General features: G+C 67.1%; 14 protein-coding genes and 2 tRNA genes. 7 read left to right on the top strand and 9 right to left on the bottom strand.

The window, feature by feature from the left end:
• Positions 1-127 precede the first annotated feature (127 nt).
• Positions 128-304, bottom strand: coding sequence for a hypothetical protein (locus JWN21_RS05895; protein ID WP_299647218.1), 177 nt, complete (start codon positions 302-304; stop codon positions 128-130).
• Between the two features lie 66 nt (positions 305-370).
• The gene (gene ettA / locus JWN21_RS05890) at positions 371-2050 is read right to left on the bottom strand and encodes an energy-dependent translational throttle protein EttA (protein ID WP_299647216.1); all 1680 of its coding nucleotides are present in this window, start codon (positions 2048-2050) and stop codon (positions 371-373) included.
• 105 nt (positions 2051-2155) lie between these two features.
• Between ettA and JWN21_RS05885 the strand changes: the two genes are divergently transcribed.
• From JWN21_RS05885 to JWN21_RS05865, 5 genes are all read left to right on the top strand, one after another.
• Positions 2156-3571 (top strand): M20/M25/M40 family metallo-hydrolase, encoded by a 1416-nt coding sequence (locus JWN21_RS05885; protein WP_299647214.1) that lies wholly within the window; start codon positions 2156-2158, stop codon positions 3569-3571.
• 30 nt (positions 3572-3601) lie between these two features.
• Positions 3602-3955, top strand: a complete 354-nt coding sequence (locus JWN21_RS05880) for a hypothetical protein (RefSeq protein WP_299647212.1) — start codon at positions 3602-3604, stop codon at positions 3953-3955.
• Between the two features lie 37 nt (positions 3956-3992).
• The gene (locus JWN21_RS05875) at positions 3993-4262 is read left to right on the top strand and encodes a hypothetical protein (protein WP_299647210.1); all 270 of its coding nucleotides are present in this window, start codon (positions 3993-3995) and stop codon (positions 4260-4262) included.
• Positions 4263-4433: 171 nt separating this feature from the next.
• A tRNA-Ile gene (locus tag JWN21_RS05870) sits at positions 4434-4509 on the top strand.
• Positions 4510-4581: 72 nt separating this feature from the next.
• A tRNA-Pro gene (locus JWN21_RS05865) sits at positions 4582-4658 on the top strand.
• 56 nt (positions 4659-4714) lie between these two features.
• On the opposite strand, the gene JWN21_RS05860 is transcribed toward JWN21_RS05865, so the two are convergent.
• Positions 4715-6424, bottom strand: a complete 1710-nt coding sequence (locus tag JWN21_RS05860; RefSeq protein WP_299647208.1) for a hypothetical protein — start codon at positions 6422-6424, stop codon at positions 4715-4717.
• 186 nt (positions 6425-6610) lie between these two features.
• On the opposite strand from JWN21_RS05860, the gene JWN21_RS05855 reads away from it, so the two are divergent.
• The gene (locus JWN21_RS05855; RefSeq protein ID WP_299647206.1) at positions 6611-7078 is read left to right on the top strand and encodes an Lrp/AsnC family transcriptional regulator; all 468 of its coding nucleotides are present in this window, start codon (positions 6611-6613) and stop codon (positions 7076-7078) included.
• Between the two features lie 33 nt (positions 7079-7111).
• Here JWN21_RS05855 and JWN21_RS05850 read toward each other — a convergent pair whose 3' ends face one another.
• A complete protein-coding gene (locus tag JWN21_RS05850) occupies positions 7112-8410 on the bottom strand; it encodes a hypothetical protein (protein ID WP_299647204.1) in 1299 nt (432 codons plus the stop codon).
• Between the two features lie 175 nt (positions 8411-8585).
• Between JWN21_RS05850 and JWN21_RS05845 the strand changes: the two genes are divergently transcribed.
• Positions 8586-9335 carry a YaaA family protein gene (locus tag JWN21_RS05845; protein ID WP_299647202.1) on the top strand — a complete coding sequence of 250 codons (750 nt, stop codon included), beginning with the start codon at positions 8586-8588 and terminating at the stop codon, positions 9333-9335.
• A 12-nt stretch (positions 9336-9347) separates the two neighbouring features.
• On the opposite strand, the gene JWN21_RS05840 is transcribed toward JWN21_RS05845, so the two are convergent.
• The 5 genes from JWN21_RS05840 to tssF form a co-directional block, all read right to left on the bottom strand.
• Positions 9348-10808 carry a class I SAM-dependent methyltransferase gene (locus JWN21_RS05840; RefSeq protein WP_299647200.1) on the bottom strand — a complete coding sequence of 487 codons (1461 nt, stop codon included), beginning with the start codon at positions 10806-10808 and terminating at the stop codon, positions 9348-9350.
• 158 nt (positions 10809-10966) lie between these two features.
• Positions 10967-11836: a hypothetical protein gene (locus tag JWN21_RS05835; protein ID WP_299647198.1), complete on the bottom strand. Its 870-nt coding sequence runs from the start codon at positions 11834-11836 to the stop codon at positions 10967-10969.
• 77 nt (positions 11837-11913) lie between these two features.
• Positions 11914-14718 (bottom strand): type VI secretion system ATPase TssH, encoded by a 2805-nt coding sequence (tssH, locus tag JWN21_RS05830; protein WP_299647196.1) that lies wholly within the window; start codon positions 14716-14718, stop codon positions 11914-11916.
• Positions 14711-15754, bottom strand: a complete 1044-nt coding sequence (gene tssG / locus JWN21_RS05825; RefSeq protein ID WP_299647194.1) for a type VI secretion system baseplate subunit TssG — start codon at positions 15752-15754, stop codon at positions 14711-14713. The genes tssH and tssG overlap by 8 nt, the downstream gene beginning before the upstream one ends.
• Complete coding sequence (gene tssF, locus JWN21_RS05820) at positions 15718-17577, bottom strand: type VI secretion system baseplate subunit TssF (RefSeq protein WP_299647192.1); 1860 nt, start codon at positions 17575-17577, stop codon at positions 15718-15720. Before tssF ends, tssG begins: the two co-directional genes overlap by 37 nt.
• Positions 17578-17581 lie beyond the last annotated feature (4 nt).

Here is a 17581-nt window from a genome sequence, read left to right as displayed (position 1 = left end):
GCCCTCCACCATATGTGGTCGCCGGCCGGCGAGCTATACGCCGACAGGGGTAGGATAGAGTTCGGCCAGCCGATCACGTCGGCGACGATCCCCGGTCTGACGATCGCCACTGACGGACTCTGACCGCCTACTTCGATCCGCCGGTCGATCCGCCGCCGCTGTTGCCGCCACCGCCGCTCTTCGAGCCGCCGGAACGGCCGCCGCCGCCCTTGCCACCGGTCGTCTTGCTCTTCGCGCCCGATCCGGGATCGCCGCCCTTCTTGGTCACCGCGCCCGGATTGCCGCCTGCGCCCTTCTGAGCCATCGCCGATCTCCTCTCTTTCGTGAAAAACGAGAGGAGATCGACCGTGTTCCAGCCGATTGACGCAGATCAGCGTGTCAGCTTCTTGTACGCCAGCCGGGTCGGCCGGTCGGCCGCGTCGCCCAGCCGGCGCCGCTTATCCTCTTCGTACGACTCGAAGTTCCCCTCGAACCATTCGACATGGCTATCACCCTCGAACGCCAGGATGTGCGTGCACAGGCGATCTAGGAAGAAGCGGTCGTGGCTGATCACCACCGCGCAGCCGGCGAACGACTCCAGCGCCTCTTCCAGCGCGCGAAGCGTCTCGACGTCGAGATCGTTGGTCGGCTCGTCGAGCAGCAGGACGTTGCCGCCTTCCTTGAGCATCTTGGCCATGTGAACGCGGTTGCGCTCGCCGCCCGATAGCTGGCCGACCTTCTGCTGCGGGTCGGGACCGCGGAAGTTGAACGCGGCGACATAGGCGCGCGTACCGAGTTCCTGCTTGCCGAAGCGGAACACCTCCAGCTTGTCGCTGATCTCTTCCCAGACGTTCTTGGTCGGGTCGAGATCGTCGCGGCTCTGGTCGACGAAACCGAGCTTCACCGTCGTGCCGACCTCGATCGTGCCCGAGTCCGGCGTCTCCTGCCCGGTGATGAGCTTGAACAGCGTCGACTTGCCTGCGCCGTTCGGCCCGATCACGCCCACGATGCCGCCCGGCGGCAGCGTGAAGTCCAGATTGTCGAACAGCAGCTTGTCGCCATAGGCCTTGGTCAGCCCCTTGGCCTCGATCACCTTGCCACCGAGGCGCTCGGGCAGCTGGATCAGGATCGCGGCCTTGCCCGCGACGCGGTTCTCCTGCTTTTCCATCAGCTCGTCGAACGCGCGGATGCGGGCCTTGGACTTGGTCTGGCGCGCCTTGGGGGTCTGGCGCATCCAGGCGAGCTCGTCGGCGATCGCGCGCTGCTTGCCCTGCTCCTCGCGCTCCTCCTGCTCCAGCCGCTTCGCCTTCTTTTCCAGGTAGCCGGAGTAATTGGCTTCGTAGGTGTAGTAGCGCCCGCGATCGAGCTCGAGCACCCAGTTGACGACGTTGTCGAGGAAGTAGCGGTCGTGGGTGACGAGGATGACGTTGCCCTGATACTCCTTCAGGAAGTTCTCCAGCCAGCCGACGCTTTCGGCGTCGAGATGGTTGGTCGGCTCGTCGAGCAGCAGGATGTCGGGCTTTTCGAGCAGCAGCTGGACCAGCGCGACGCGGCGCTTCTCGCCGCCGGACAGATTGGTGACGGCGGAGTCCGACGGCGGGCAGCGCATCGCCTCCATCGCCTGCTCCAGCTGGCTGTCGAGCGACCAGCCGTCGGCGGCGTCGATCTTCTCCTGAAGAACGCCCATCTCTTCCATCAGCGCGTCGAAGTCGGTGTCGTCCTTGGGATCGCCCATCTCCGCGGAGATCGCGTTGAACCGCTCGACCATGCCGACGACCGGCCCCGCGCCCAGCCGGACATTCTCGATCACCGTCTTGGAATTATCGAGCTGCGGTTCCTGCGGCAGATAGCCGACCTTGAGCCCCTCGGCGGCCCACGCCTCGCCGGTGAACTCGGTGTCGATGCCGCCCATGATCTTCATCAGCGTCGACTTGCCCGACCCGTTCGGCCCGATGATCGCGATCTTCGCGCCCGGAATGAACTGCAGGTGGATGTTGTTGAGCACGGGCTTGTTGGCGCCGGGAAAGGTCTTGGTCAGCCCCTTCATGACATAGGTGTATTGGACGGCCATGATGGTCGCTCGCGCTCCGAATGGTGGCGGTGGGAAGTCGCATCCGCATGTAGGCGCGAGGGCGCGAATTGGCAAACCGGCAGCGGACCCGTAACCGTCGGCGGCATGAAGAGAATCGCCCTGCTCGCCATTGCCGTCGCCGCCGCCCCCGCTGCCGCGCAGACACCCGTCCAGCCCGCAGCAGCGTCCGCGGCACGCGCGGTTGCCGTCGACCCATTTGTCACCCGCCTGCGCGACGCGGCGCTGAAGGACGATCTGGCCTATGACATCACCGAAGGCCTGACGACGGAGATTGGCCAGCGTCTCGCTGGCACGCAAGCCGAGGCGCGGGCGCGGACCTGGGCGGTCGCGAAGCTCAAGGCGCTGGGCTTCCGCAACGTGCGGATCGAGACCTTCCCCCTCCCCGTCTGGGTGCGCGGCGAAGAGCGCGCGGAGATCGTGTCTCCCTTTCCGCAGAAGCTGGCGCTGACCGCGCTCGGCAATTCGGGCGCGACGCCGGCGGCGGGGATCACCGCGCCGGTGGTGATCTTCCGCGACTATAACGACCTGCTTGCCGCGCCCGATGGTTCGTTGCGCGGTAAGATCGCCTATGTCGGCCACGCAATGGCCCCGACGCAGGATGGCTCCAGCTATGGCGCGTCCGGTGCGGCGCGGCGCGTCGGTCCGGCGCTCGCGGCGCGCAAGGGCGCGGTCGGCATCGTCGTGCGGTCGATCGGCACGGACAACCAGCGGCTACCCCATACCGGCGGCACCAACTTCCCCGCCGACGTGGCGGCCATACCCGCCGCCGCTCTGTCGAATCCCGACGCCGACCAGCTGGAGCGGATCGCGGCGCGAGGGCGGCCGATCACGATGCGGTTGGTGCTGACGCCGCGCCAGCTGGGGCAAGGCACTTCCGGCAACGTCATCGCGGAGGTGCCCGGCACCGATCCGGGCGCTGGCATCGTCCTGGTCGGCGGTCATCTCGATTCGTGGGATCTCGGTACGGGCGCGGTCGACGATGCCACGGGCGTCGCGATCGTGACGGCGGCGGCGAAGCGGATCATGGACTCCGGCCGACGACCGCGCCGCACGATCCGGGTGGTCTGGTTCGGGGCCGAGGAGGTCGGCGTGTTCGGCGGCCGCGCCTACGGATCCGCGCATGCCGGCGAGCGGCACGCGGTGGCCGCGGAATCCGATTTCGGTGCTGATCGCATCTGGCGGGTCGAGACCAATTTCGCGCCGAGCGGTGCGGCGGCGGCGGACCGTCTGGGCGTGGCGCTGTCGCCACTGGGGATCAGCCGTGGTCCGGGCAAGGCCCACGATGGCGCGGATGTCGGCCCGCTGTTCGCACAGGGTGTGGGCGCGGTCGACCTCAACCAGTCGGGCCTTCGTTACTTCGACATTCACCACACTCCTGACGATACGCTCGATCGCGTCGATCCAGAGCAGCTGCGCCAGAACGTGGCCGCATGGACGGCGATGCTCGCCGTGGTGGCATTCGCGCCCGAGGAGTTGCGGCCCGGCACAGTGCTGCCTTAATCGCCGCCACTTTTTGGCCACATTTTTTTATTGACCTACTCGGCCGGTAGGATATTGGAAACACGTCGCAACGGCGCGGGGCCGGCGCGATTGGTTCTGTTCGAGGAAACCCTCATGAAGAAGATCGTACTGGTCGCGCTGGGCGCGGGTCTGATGTCGCTGGCAGCGTGCAACTCGAAGGCTGATGAGGCTGTCGAACAGAACCGCGAGGCGATGGCCGACAACATGCAGGCGGTGACCGACAACACGGAAGCGGCCGCAGAAGCCGCCGATGACGCCGGCAACGACACGGCCGAGGCGGTGCTCGAGAACAAGGCCGAGGCGCAGCAGGCCGCCACCGACAACGCCGAAGATCATGCGGACGACACCACGGATTCGAACTGATCGAGTCGAGCAAATCAACTGTTTCGGAGTAAATCACATGAAGAACATCGTACTCGCCGTCGCTGCCGCCGGCCTTTTGTCGCTCGCGGCTTGCAGCAAGCCGTCGCCGCAGGAAGCGGCTATCGACAACAACGCCGCTATGATGGAAGCGGGCCTCGAGAACGCCGCCGACAACCTTGAAGACCTGGCCGAGAACACCGCGAATTCGGCCGAAGCAGCCGCGCTCGAAGGTGCAGCCGACAACCTCGAGGAAGCCAAGGACAACGTCGAGGACGCCGCCGAGGCCGCCAAGGCGAACCTGCAATAAGCCGACGGACGGACGCGCAGCGAAGCTGCGTGCGACACGGCCTGGCCCGGTAAGCCGAGCCCGTTCGACGACGCGGCTTTGCCGCGGCGGGCCAGCGAAGATAAGGGCGTTCCCGCAACCCGGGAGCGCCCTTTTTCTTTGCGCGCGGTTGGGGTAGCCGCATTCACGCGTGGGCCTGTAGCTCAGCGGTTAGAGCTGGCCGCTCATAACGGCTAGGTCGCGGGTTCGAATCCTGCCGGGCCCACCACGCGCTGCATCCGAGCAACGACACCCTCGTTGCCTCTTTCGTCCGGCTTCGCTAAGCGCACGAACACCAGCTCGGGGAGTGGCGCAGCCTGGTAGCGCATCTGGTTTGGGACCAGAGGGTCGCAGGTTCGAATCCTGTCTCCCCGACCATTTTTCTACAGGTCAGGTGGACCGCATGATCGGTTCGGCGTGGCGCGCCGTGCCGGTCACTGAACCGCTGCGCGATCTAGCCCGTCGAGCTGCGCGGCGGGCAGGCGCAGGGTCAGCCGGTCGGAGGTGACCGTAAGCGATCCGCCGAGCGAAGCCGCCAGATTACGTACCAGCCGCAACGTGAAGCCGACGCCCAGCAGCGGCCCCCCCTCGCGCTCCGCCTCGTCGTCCATCGCCAGCAGGGCATCATCGGTGGCCGCCGGCAGCGCGCGCGGCCGAGTAAGGTGCAGCCGCACCAGCCGCGTCTTGACCGCCAGTTGCGCGCGCAGTCGCTCGCCCGGCGCGGCGACAGCTACCAAGGTGGTGAGCAGTCGTTCCAGGAGGCGTTCGACCGCGCGATCGTCGGCCCGGATCAGCGCGCCGGGTTCGGCGTCGAGCACCAGCGACGGGCCGCGCTCACCGGCTGCAGGGCGCAGTTCCCCGATCAGGCGGGCGAGCAGCGCGCCCAGGTCCACCGTCCCGGAGCGCAGCTCCATCGCGTCACCCTCCAGCCGGGCGGCGGTATCGAGATCGTCGATCGCGGCGATCAGTCCGGCCGCCTCGCGCTGGATCAACAGCGCGCGATCCCGATAGACGGGCGGAACCGGCCCGAGCAGCGCCGTCCCGATCAGTTCGGAAAAGCCGGCGATCGCATTTGCCGGCGTGCGCAGCTCGTGAACGAGTTGCCGCAGCGAGTCCGATGCCGACACCGGCGGCACCACCTTCTCCACGCGGCGCGCAGCGCCGGCAATGCCGACGAACCGTCCGGTCGCGCGATCGAAATCGGGTACACCCGACAGCCGCCATGACCCGGCTATCGGCAAGCTCCCCCCAAGCTCCAGCCGCACATCGCGGAACGCGGAGCGCGCCCGCAACGCGCCGCCCGCGGCCGCGTCGACCTGCGCAACGCCCTGAATCGCAGCATGCGCTAGCGTCACGCCGATCAACGGCGCGCGCGCGACACCTTCCACCCAACGGATCACGCCCAGCGCATCCGTTTCGAAGCGGAAACGATCGCATGGCGACGAGGGGTCGGCCGGGACCATGGAGATGTTCGGGACCGGCGGCAGTGCGACCGGCTTGTCGCGGCGAAAAGCCTCGATCCGCGCGACGAGGTCGGCGATCTCCGAGCGCGGTGGCTCGGCAGCCTGACGCATCGCCTCGGCGACCACCGGCAACCCGCGCGCTACGTCACCCACGGGCACGAACGGTGTTTCGGCCGGAATCGTGGCCACCGGCTCAGCCTCGGGCGCGTCCGGCACGTCGGCAACGATCGCTGCCACCGGTGCCGACAGGCTGCCATCGGCAATTACGAAATCCGTCGCCCCGAAGGACTCCAGACCCCTCACGACATCCGACGGCAGATCGCGGCGATGGCGCAGGACGGCGCGCGCTGCCGGGGTTAGCGTGGGGAGCAACGCCAGCCAGTCATCACTCGTCAGCGTCGCAGCGCGCAGCACCGGGGCGGCGACCGCCGTCTCGTCCTCGGCAAACAGCGCCACCAGCTCGACCGGCGGCATCCCCCAGACGATCGCCCGCGCGCTCGCCGCCCGCACCGAGGTTGGCACCTCCTGACGCAACGCGCGCAACCGATCCAGCCCACCCGCGACGTCCGTTACGCGCCCCCGGCCGATCAGGTCGACCAGCTGCCGCCACGCCACCTGCGCGCCCATTCCGGGAGCGGCATCCGCAGCGAGCACGGTAGCAAGGCTGTCATCGAAGCGCACTGGAACAGATCTCCACCGCTCGCCCAACCGGCGCCGGCTGAGCGAACCTTAACAACCCCGCACGGCCGCGTGAACGGGCCATTTCCGGTCACGTCGCAATGTGGGACGATTGCACGCGGCGCAATTTTATTTCAGACTCGGGCGTCGTCGCCGACGGAGTCGTCGTCGTGAGGAGCAAGCCGGCGCATGACCTTTGATCGCATCGACCGGCACATCCTCGCGCTGCTGCAGGATCACGGGCGCATGACCAATGTCGATCTGGCCGAGCAGGTGGGCCTGACCGCTCCACCCTGCCTGCGACGGGTCCGGGCGCTGGAGGAAGCGGGCGCGATCCATGGTTATCACGCTCACCTCGACGCTGCAGCGATGGGCTTCCCGATCACGGTGTTCGCGATGGTGTCGCTGCGCAGTCAGGCCGAAGCAGATCTTGCCGCGTTCGAACGTCATGTCGCGGCGATCGCGGAGGTGCGCGAGTGTCACATGCTCAACGGCGAGATCGACTTCATCCTGAAGATCGTCGCAGCCGACCTGAGTTCGTTCCAGACGCTGCTGACCACCCAGCTTACGTCGGCACCCAACGTCGCCGGCGTCAAGACGTCGTTGACTATCCGCACCGCCAAGCAGCTGTCGGGCATTCCCATATCCGTGGAATGAGCGGGCCGTGGCGCCACCACGACCCGCCGCGGTTCAGGCCGCCGGTGTGCTGTTCAGCCAAGTCGTCCAGAACGCTGCGATCTCGCCGCGCGGCCCGGCCTTGACCGCTGCGAACGCGGCTTGCGCCCCCGCCTTGTCGCCCGATCGCGCCAGCGCGATGCCCAGGCGCGTGTTGATCGTATCGACATCCACGCCGCCCTTTTGCAGCGCGGTGCGATACAGCGACGCCGCCTTTGCGTAATTGCCGGTGCTCAGGTTGGCATCGGCCGTCTGTCCAGCGAGCAGTCCGTTGGCAGACGCGTTCGCCTTCGCCTCCAGCGACGCCAGCGAGCTTTCAAGCCTGATCTTGCCGGCGGCCTCGGCCATCAGGGCCCGCGCCTCGGTATTGCCGGCCGGGATCTTGCCATTGGCCAGACCTTCCTTCAGCACCGCCTGCGTCTCCAGCGGCAACCCGGCATCCTGCGCCTTTTGCGCATATTCGATGTAGAAATACTGATCGGGAAGCCCGCCCGACGCGCGCATCAGGCGGAACAGGTCGATCTTCTGCGGATTGGTCAGCGTCGCGGTCGAACCCTGCTGGAAGCCGTAGGTCGCCAGCACCTCGTACCAGGTCTTGCCGCTCGGATAGGCAGCGAGATAACGGTTCATCCACGCCACGGTTTGCGGACCAAGCTTCTTCTTGTTCGACTGGCTGATCGCAAAGCGGTAATAGTCGACGGGCGGCTTTTCTCCCCGCGCGGTCGCGGCGGCGATGACCCGCTCCAGTTCCGCGACGCCGCCGGAGACGTCGCCGCTGTCGACCTTGGCCTTGACGATGCTGAGCATCAGATTGTCGCTGCTATAGCCTGCCGCCTGTGCCCTGGTGAACAGATCGAGCGCGGACGCATATTGTTTGGAGGCATAGGCCATCTCGCCACGGGCAACCATGAACTTCGGGCGGTCCTCGGCCGGTGTCGCCGGGTTGGCGATCAGCGCGTCAAGCGCGCGGGCGAGGCCGCTTTGATCCTGAGCGGCGCGCGGGTTGGCAGCCTGCGCCGCCTTTATCTTCTGGTCCTCGACACTGTAGCGAAACCTGGAGGCGATGTAGCGCTCGAAATCCGACGTGGCGACAGCTTCGAAGGCGGCAACCAACGGTTCGGCGGCAGCCGGGTTTGCCGGCGTAACGCTGAGCGCGACCTGCGCCGCATTGGCGGCAGGCGCGACCTTGGCGCTGAGCATCGGCCCCTTCGCCGCATCCTTCTTCTTCTGCGCGAACGCTGGCGCGGTCAGTGCGGCACCGGTCATTCCGGTGGCGAGCAGCGCGGCGAGCGCGAGCTTCGAGACAGACTTCATAGCTACTCTCCTTGACGACGCGACGTGGCCCGCGACGATGATCTCGCCAGGCTTTACCGGTGTGGCGACAACCCTTCAAGCGACACGGGGTTTCCCCCGACCGCCTGCCCCGCCTGCCCGGCGTGCGTTGAACGCCCGTTGAACGAGCTGAACAGCCCGGCTACCGCCCGCGGCCATGATCGCGGTCATCTCGCCAGCCAAGACGCTCGACTATGATACGGCGCTACCCGACGTCGAGCCGACGGTCCCCTGCTTCGCCGCCGAGGCAACCAGCCTGGCGCGATCGGCGGCACGGCTGCCGCAAAAGCGGTTGCGGGAGCTGATGGGGATCTCGTCCGCGCTCGCCAAGCTGAACCACGACCGCTTCGCAGGCTTCGCCGACGCGCCGGAGCGTCCGGCACTGTTCGCCTTTGCCGGCGACGTCTATCATGGGCTCGACGCAGCAACGCTGGACGAGCCCTCGATCCGGTTCGCGCAGGACCATCTGCGCATGCTGTCGGGCCTGTACGGTCTGCTCCGCCCGCTCGACCTGATGCGGCCATACCGGCTGGAGATGGGCACGCGCTGGGCGCCGCGGCAGGCGCGGCTGACCGACTGGTGGGGGGATCGCATCGCCCGCGCGCTCATCGACGATCTGGCGCACGACGATACGCGCGCAGTGTTGAACCTGGCGTCGCACGAATACTGGGCGGCGATCGACGGCCGCTTGCCGGCCGACGTGCGCGTGATCGCGGCCGATTTCCGCGAGGGGCGCGAGCGACGGTTCGTCTCGTTCAGTGCCAAGCGCGCGCGCGGCGCGATGGCGCGCTGGCTGGTCGAGCATCGGGTCGCACGGCCCGAGGACATGCGTGCTTTCGACTGGGAGGGGTATCGCTTCGACGCTTCGGAGAGCGACTCCGGCCGCTGGCGCTTCGTGCGCGACTGATCCCCACGCCCGTCAGCGGGTCAGGAGCGCGATTCCGGCCAGCCCCGCCACTGCGGCTTCGCCATCGAAGCCACGCCCTGAAAGGCGGGCATAAACATCCTCCCGCTCCGTGCTTCCGTCGAGCATCGCCAGAACCTCCTTCGCGCCCGCATCGAGCGCGACGACGCGGTGATCCAGCGTCGCCGCCCAGTCCATCCCCTCCGACACCATGACTCGCGCCAGCGGACTCGCCTTTGGCCTTTGCCTGACAGTCGGCGAACACGAGGTGGGCACCGTATGCAGGGACAGCATCTCGTAATCAAACAGCCCGATCAACGCGCGAAGATAGGCGTCGTTCAGGCCAAGATCGCGCACCGGGATGCGCTCGGGCGAGGCGGCGATCAGGCGTCGCAGGGCATCGCGCAACGGCGGATGATCGCAGCGTATCCTGCGCGGTCCGGCGGCGAAGGTCTCGGGTTCGACCTCCTCGGCATAGCTGGCCGCGAACAGACCCTCGATGACCCGAGGATCGACGTGCCGGCGCGGCAGCGCGTCGTCGCGGGTCAACAGCAGGCGGCGAAACTGGCGAAAGGCAAGGTCGTCATCGGCGCAGGCTCTCGCCTCGACGAACTGCTGTAGCGCGGGTGCCGGCGCGGGGGCCTGGTCCATCAGAATGCCGTCGACGACCAGCTCGGCCGACGCATCGCCCAGGAACATCAGACCGTGCTCGCGGGAGCGATCGAGCACGTCGCTGAGGTGCCACGGATGCCACGATGTGCTCAGCTCGTCATGAACCAGCACGCGGGCGTCGCGCTCCAGCCGCTCGCGCGCAACGATCCGCAAGCCCTTCTGCACCTGGCCGTCATTGCCACGCGGCTCAGCGATCGCGCGCAACAACGCGCGGGCGCGCTCCAGTCGCTCTTCGGCGTTTTCCGCGTTGCCGGCAGCCCTCATCATCGCCTCGCGCACGGCCTGTGTCGCGTAGCTCCCGGGCAGCGCGTTGAAGCTGACGAAGGCAACGCCGTTGGGTGCCAGCCGTTCGCCGATCAGCGCCAGCAACGCCAGTGCCACCGGCTCGGGCACCCACGCGAAAACACCATGCGCGATGATATAGTCGAACGAGCCATCGATCTCCGGCGCCCCGTTCATCAGGTCGGCGACCTCCAGCCGCACATTGCCCTGCCCTACCGCCGCCACGCGCTCGCGCCCGCGACCGATCCCTTCCGCCTCGATGTCGAAGCCCACGAAGCTCGCGTCCGGCAGCGCCTGCGCCATCGACAGGAGGTTGAGCCCGTCGCCGACGCCAACCTCCAGCACGCGCGCGGTGCCGATATCGGGGGCGTCCAGACCCGAAAGGCGCGCGATGGTGGCGAGCCGGTCGGGGTGCGTCAGCGGATGGATGAACGAGGGGTACGGGTTGCGCTGATACGCCGCGGTCTGTGCGGCCTGCGCCGAGACCGGCGTTTCGATTTCGGCGACCAACGAGCCGGTCACGTCGATTTGCCGCGTCTTGAGGGGCGCTGCTGGCCAACGTCTGTCATCGTTGATCTTGTCCCTGTTCGCCGCGACGCCCCGGTTCGCCGGCATCATACGAGCGACTGTAGCGCTGACCCCAAACGTTAGGAAGCACGCGCGCGCCGATGCCGGTCGCCTCAGCCCGCCTGGATAGCCGCCCGCAATGCGCTTATCGGCTCCATTTTGTACTTCCATTCCGTCTGATCGCACCGATCGAAGATCGTCGAGTAGATGAGACGGCGATCTTCGCAGACTTTCGAGTAAAGCCCGAGGAACAGCATTTTCTCGTCGGATTCGATCTCGGAGGGGGTGAGCAGAAGGTCGAGCGCGAGCAGGACGGGCGATACCCAGGCAAAGCGAACCGCGAAGGTTACACGCCAGGCCAACCTGAGCGCGATCAGCTTGCGAAAACGGTCGACGACAATGGCTGGGATCGGCCCACGGCGCACCATCGCCTTAAGGATCATCGGCTGATACTTGACAAGAAGCTTGGTCAGTTGCTCCCCCGCTCCAGCAAGTACGGCGCGGAACCGCGGGTCGCCGGGCTTCGCGTCTACCACGTCTGATGCCCACTTCAGGAATTTGAGCTGCGACTTGCCTCGGTCATTGAGACCCAGTTCCAGCGCCTTGCGCAGCAAACCTCGGATTTCGGAAGCCGCCTTCTGTTCGGCCGTGTCACCGGAGAGGCCAAGCACATTCTCGATAAAGAAATTGGTCATCACCTCGCCGGGAGGTTTGGACGGCTGTGACGGAGCCTCCAGATACTTGCGCGACTCGCCGAACGATCGCAGCCGCGTCTCCAGAACGTCCAGCAAGGCCGCGCGCTCCAGCGGATCCGGCCGTAGGCTGATCACGCGAAACAGGTCGTCGACGCCAAGGCGGAACACGTTGCCCGTGTTCCGGAAATGCTGTTCCGTGCCCTTGTTGTTCGTCACCTGGTCGAAGTGACCGCCAAGCGAATACGGCGCCGGTGGCTTGAACTGCCCGGAGAGGATTAGGTTTTCCATTGCTCGCGCCCCCTATGCAGCCGAGCGTACCGCCTGCCCGATTGCCGTTCGCAACCGAGCAAGGCGGGACGATCGGATCAGGCCGGGATTGTCGGTTCGGACTGTGCCATATCCTCTTCCATTCCGAGACCTTGGGAAAGATCGGCCGGTTGGCCGATCTCGTCCGCGACCAGACCGGAGCCTGGCGAACCTGGCTCGGCGAGGGCGGTCGCCTCAGCTTTGAGGTCGCCCTTGTCGCGGAACGTATAGGTGAAGCCCTGCGGATCGACGCCGACGTCGATGGCCTCCACGACCTCGCCGGACATCTGCTTGCCGAGCAGTGCGATCGACATTTCCGGGAGCATCGTGTTGGTCAGGATCGCGTCGATCATGCGCCCGCCCGATGCGACCTCGTTGCAGCGGCTGACGATCAGGTCGACGACGTCCTGACCATAGCTGAACGCGATCTTGTGGTTTTCGGCGATGCGCTTCTTGACGCGATTGAGCTGCAGCTTGACGATCCCGCCGAGCATATCGGGCGACAGCGGGTAATAGGGCAGCACCACCAACCGCCCGAGCAGCGCGGGCGGGAACACCTTGAGCAGGTCGGGCCTGAGTGCGGTCGCCAAAGCGTCGGCCTCGGGCTTCATCTCCTCGTCCTCGCTGAGCGTAGTGATCAGCTCGGTGCCGGCATTGGACGTCAGCAGGATGAGGCAGTTCTTGAAGTCGATGAAGCGACCCTCGGAGTCGTTCATGAACCCCTTGTCGAAGACCTGGAAGAACATCTCGTGAACGTCAGGGTGCGCCTTTTCGACCTCGTCGAGCAGCACCACCGAATAGGGCCGCCGCCGCACCGCCTCCGTCAGCACGCCGCCCTGCCCGTAGCCGACATAGCCGGCGGGGGCACCTTTCAGCGTTGAGACGGTGTGCGCCTCCTGGAACTCGCTCATGTTGATGACGATCATCGAATCGTCGCCTGAGTACAGCAGCTCCGACAGCACGTGCGCGGTCTCGGTCTTGCCGACCCCCGACGGTCCGCACAGCATGAACACGCCCTGCGGCTTGTTGGGGTTGTCGAGCTTCGCACGGCTGGTCTGGATGCGCTTGGCGATCGCGTCCATCGCATGATCCTGACCGACGACGCGCTTCTTCAGCTCGTCGGCGATCTTGAGCACCGACTGGATCTCGTCCTTGACCATCCGGCCGATCGGGATGCCGGTCCAGTCGCCGACCACCGACGCGACCGCATCCTGATCGACGACGCCGAACACCATCGGCGAGTCGCCCTGCACCGAGCGCATTGCCTCGATCGCAGAGTCGAGATCGGCCTTGAGCTGCGTCTCGTCGACGGGTTCGTCACCCGCCGCAGCCCGTGCCTCGCGCAACGCGTCGCGCGCGGCGACCAGCTTTTCGAGCGCGGCCTTTTCCTCCGCCCATTTGGAGTTGATCGCCTCGGACGCGGCGCGTGCCTCGGCGAGTTCCTCGTCGATCTTTTCGAGCCGATCGTCCGAGCGGTACTGGCCCGCGCGCTCGCGCTGGACGACCTCGCGCTCCACCTCCAGCAGCTCGACGCGGCGCTGGCGGTTCTCGACCTGTGCGGGCGTGGAATGCTGCGACACGGCGACGCGCGCGCTGGCGGTGTCGAGCAGGCTGACCGCCTTGTCCGGCAGCTGGCGCGCGGGGACGTAGCGTTGCGAGAGCGTCACCGACGCGGCCACCGCCTCGTCCAGCACCACGACATTGTGGTGGCTCTCCATCATCGGCGCGACCGAACGGATCATCGCGATCGCCTTGGGCGTATCGGGTTCCGACACGTCCACCGTCTGGAAACGCCGGGTGAGTGCGGGGTCCTTCTCGAAATACTGGCGGTATTCGGCATAGGTGGTCGCCGCGATCGTGCGCAGCCGGCCGCGCGCCAGTGCCGGCTTGAGCAGGTTGGCGGCGTCGCCGGTCCCCGCCTGCCCGCCCGCGCCGATCAGCGTGTGCGCCTCGTCGATGAACAGGATCACCGGCACCGGGCTGGACTCGACCTCGTCGATAACCGCACGCAGCCGCTTCTCGAACTCGCCCTTGACGCTGGCGCCCGCCTGCATGAGGCCGATGTCGAGCGCGCGCAGCGTCACGCCCTGTAAGGACGGTGGCACGTCTCCATCGACGATGCGCTTGGCGAACCCCTCCACTACCGCCGTCTTGCCCACCCCGGCCTCGCCGACCAGGATCGGGTTGTTCTGGCGACGGCGTAGCAGGATATCGATCAGCTGGCGGACCTCGCCGTCGCGGCCGACGATGGTGTCGATCTCGCCCGAGCGGGCCTTCGCGGTCAGATCGATCGAAAATTTACCCAGTGCCTCGCCCGCGCCGACCGGCGCCGCGTCACCCTCGCCGCCATCCGTCATCGCGCCCGGCCCGCCGTCGCGCTGCGTGGTCTCGGTGGACGCGCGCACGATCGACTCGAACTCGGCACCCAGCTTTTCCACCTGCACCTTGCGGAATTCGGGGCTGATCGAGAACAGCGCGTTTTTGAGCGTTGCTGTCTTGAGCATGCCGTACAGCAGATGCCCGGTGCGCACGCGCCCGGCCGAGAACTGCAGCGAGGCATACAGCCAGCCTTTCTCGATCGCCTCCTCGATCTGCGGCGAGAAGTCGCTGATCGCGGTCGCGCCGCGTGGCAGCGAGTCGAGCTGCGCCACCACATCGCGCGCGACCTGCGTGTCGTTCAGCCCGAACGCGGTGCGGATCGCCGCCAGATCGTTCTGGGCGTCCTGCAGCAGGATGTGGATCCAGTGGACCAGCTCCACATACGGGTTGCCGCGCATCTTGCAAAAGCCGGTCGCGGTTTCGACGGCCTTCAGGCCGGTCGGATTGAGGCGGCCGAACAAGGCCGAACGGCTGATCTCACTCATGGTTGTTCCCCCCGGATGGCGCGCGAGTCCCCTTCGCGCGTCGCGTCAAATGTGCATCATTCCGCAGGCGATTCCCAGAGCCCGGTTTCAACCAGCCCGTCCACCCCAGCTGCGTGCGACCATCGAGCTGGGCGGGCCGCGCATGGCGCTCCTCCATCTCGATCATGATGTCCCACTCCAGATGGCTGGGCGCGAAGGAGTCCAGGGCCTCGGACGCGATCGCAAAGCGCGGGCCGGATGGCAGCAGCCGCTCATATTCCGTCATCGAGTTCGCCCGGATCGCCACCCTGAAGGCGTCGGACGCGACGCGGGTGCGCGCGCCGACCACGACGCCTTCGTCCAGTCGCGCGAAGCTTCGGCCGAGCCGGGTCTGGTCGCCACGTTCGATCTCACGCCAGCGCGGCTGGTACTCCAGCACGCGGACCGGCTGGCGCAGCAGGCTGCCGAGCGCGTCCTCGATTCCGACCGCGGATCGCCGCGAGGCATACAACGCCGCGTAGAACAGCCGCGCCCGATCGGGGAGCAGCGCGCCCTCTCGCACCCCCTCCGCAGCCCCCGACAGCAGGCCCAGATAACGCGCAAAGCGATCGTCGTCGGGGCGATCCGCCTGTACCACCGGCTGCGAATCGCCCCACACGCGGTAGAATAGCTGCAGCATGCGGTTGCTGATGACGTCCAGCCAGCGCCCGAACGGGCGGGTCGTGCCGTAGCGGCGCTCGAACAGCGCGAACTCGGTCAGGTGCGTCGGCAGCGGCCCCATCGGCCCGGTCAGCCCCAGCCACAGCCCATGCGCGTTGGGACGGCCGTGCCGCACCTCCACCTCGTCCATCGTCGCGTCGGGAAAGGCGAGGGTCGGCACCTGGGCGAGGTCGACGATGCTCTGCGCGGGCAGGCGCGCGCGGCCGATGCGCGGCATGCCCGGTGCACGCGCCTCCGCGCCGCGCACCAGCGGGAACATCCCGAACCGCCGCACCTGCTTGCCTGCGCGTTGCAGGAAGCTCAGATGTTCGGGCGGCGGCCGATCCGCGGCGGCCATCGTGCGAACTCTCCTTCCTCGGGGCTGTCGAAATAGGTTTCGGTGAACGAATTGATGCTCGCGAACTCGCACAGGAACCGTTCGAGCACCGCCGAGAACAGGAACATGCGGCTGCGGTCGAACGCGGCATCGTCGAGCCGGACCGAGATGCGGTGGCCGCGCGCGATCGCCATCCGGTCAAGCCCGGGCACGCGGCGTGCGACCTTGCGCGACTGGATCGCCAGCACGCCGTCGATCTGCCGGCGCAGCGAGGCGTCGTCCTGCCGCCCGTACAGCGCGAGATGATCGCGCAGCACCGACGGGTCGTTGTGATCCTCGGGCGCCAGCGTCATGTAGTTTGGCGTCAGATGGCCGATCACCCGCCATGCGGCATCCCCCAGCCCCAGCGGCGGACGCGGGCGCGTCGGCGCGCGCAGTACGGACACGCCACGCGCCGGTACGCCGGAGATCAGGAAGTGCTTGTCGCCGCGAAACTGCAACAGCTCGGGCAGCTCGCGGTTGGTGACCAGCGCGCGGACCGACAGCTCCTGGACATCGTCCAGGCGCGATGCGTCACCGGGCGCGGTCAGGCTCAGCCAAGTCTCCGTACCGATATATTCGGTTCGCCGCCGCAGCCGCTGCTCGCGGGTCGACAACCGGCGCGGTCGCAGCTGCGTAGTGTAGAACAGTGCTTCCCGCCAATCGTACAGCAGCGCGCCAAACGCATAGAGCGGTGCCACCGTGCGCGCATTGACGTTTTCGCGGTCGTACGCCTTCACCTCCAGCAGCCGGAACACCTCGAAGTCGAGCGGCTTGGTCCGGTCGGGAACGACGTGATATTCATGCTCGTACGGCGTGATCTGCACCCGCCCGAGCTGCTTCTCGAAAAGATTGATCGCGGGCGTCGCGTACAGTTTGAAATTGGCCGGCTCGACCGCGCCGGTCAGGATCGGCGACGAGCGCGAGAACAGGAAGACGACGTCGCACGCCTTGGGAGACTGCCCGAAAGCGCGCCCCAGCTCCTTGACGTCGACGAACAGGAAACGTTCGGGGCACGCGAAATACTCGCTCAGCAACCGATAGCCGCGGAACGACCTCTCCTCCGCCGGCAGCAATGCCTCGTGATCCTCGAAGCCGCACTGGCCGGGATCCGGTAGCCGGGTCCATGGCGCACTCGCGGCGTCGACCGATCGTGCCAGCACCGCCAGGTTTTCGCCGATCAGCTGGCGGTACAGTTCGCCCGGCACCGCCTCGGGACCGGCGAGATAGATCGGCAGGTGGGACGGCAGTACCTTGGTCAGGTCCGCGCCGCCGGTCGCCTCGAACCGCAGCCGCAGCCCCGCTTCCGCGCGCACGTCCGCCGCCGCGGCGAAGGGCGCGACGGCGGCGCGGCTGGACAGATACTCGACCTCGCTGATGCGGAGCGGCCACAGCGTAACCTCGTGCCCGGTTCGGAACGGCACGGCTGCGTTGCCCTGATCGGTGGCGGTCGCGATCAACTCGGTGCCGCGCGCCACCTTGTGACCCTTGATCAGGATCTGGTCGCCCTCCTTGGGCTCGAACCCGGCAATGCAGATCGACGGCATCGGCGCCAGGTAATGCGGCTGGACGGCGTGGAGCAGGTGCTGCGTGAACTCGGGGTACTGGTCCGCGATCTTCAGCTGGACGCGCGCGCCCAGAAAGGCGACGCCTTCCAACAGGCGTTCGACATAGGGATCGGGATCGGTCGGCGTCTTGAGTCCCAGCCGGCTGGCGACGGTCTCATGCTCCTCGCCGAACTCGCGCGCGGCCTCGCGCAGATAACCCAGTTCGTCATTGTAGAAGCGGAGCAGGCGGGGATCCATGCGG

This window comes from Sphingomonas bacterium, assembly GCF_028292945.1.
In the GTDB taxonomy this organism is placed as follows: Bacteria; Pseudomonadota; Alphaproteobacteria; order Sphingomonadales; family Sphingomonadaceae; genus Sphingomonas.
The sequence above is the reverse complement of the archived record's forward strand: the minus strand, read 5'-3'. Positions and strand labels throughout refer to the sequence as shown.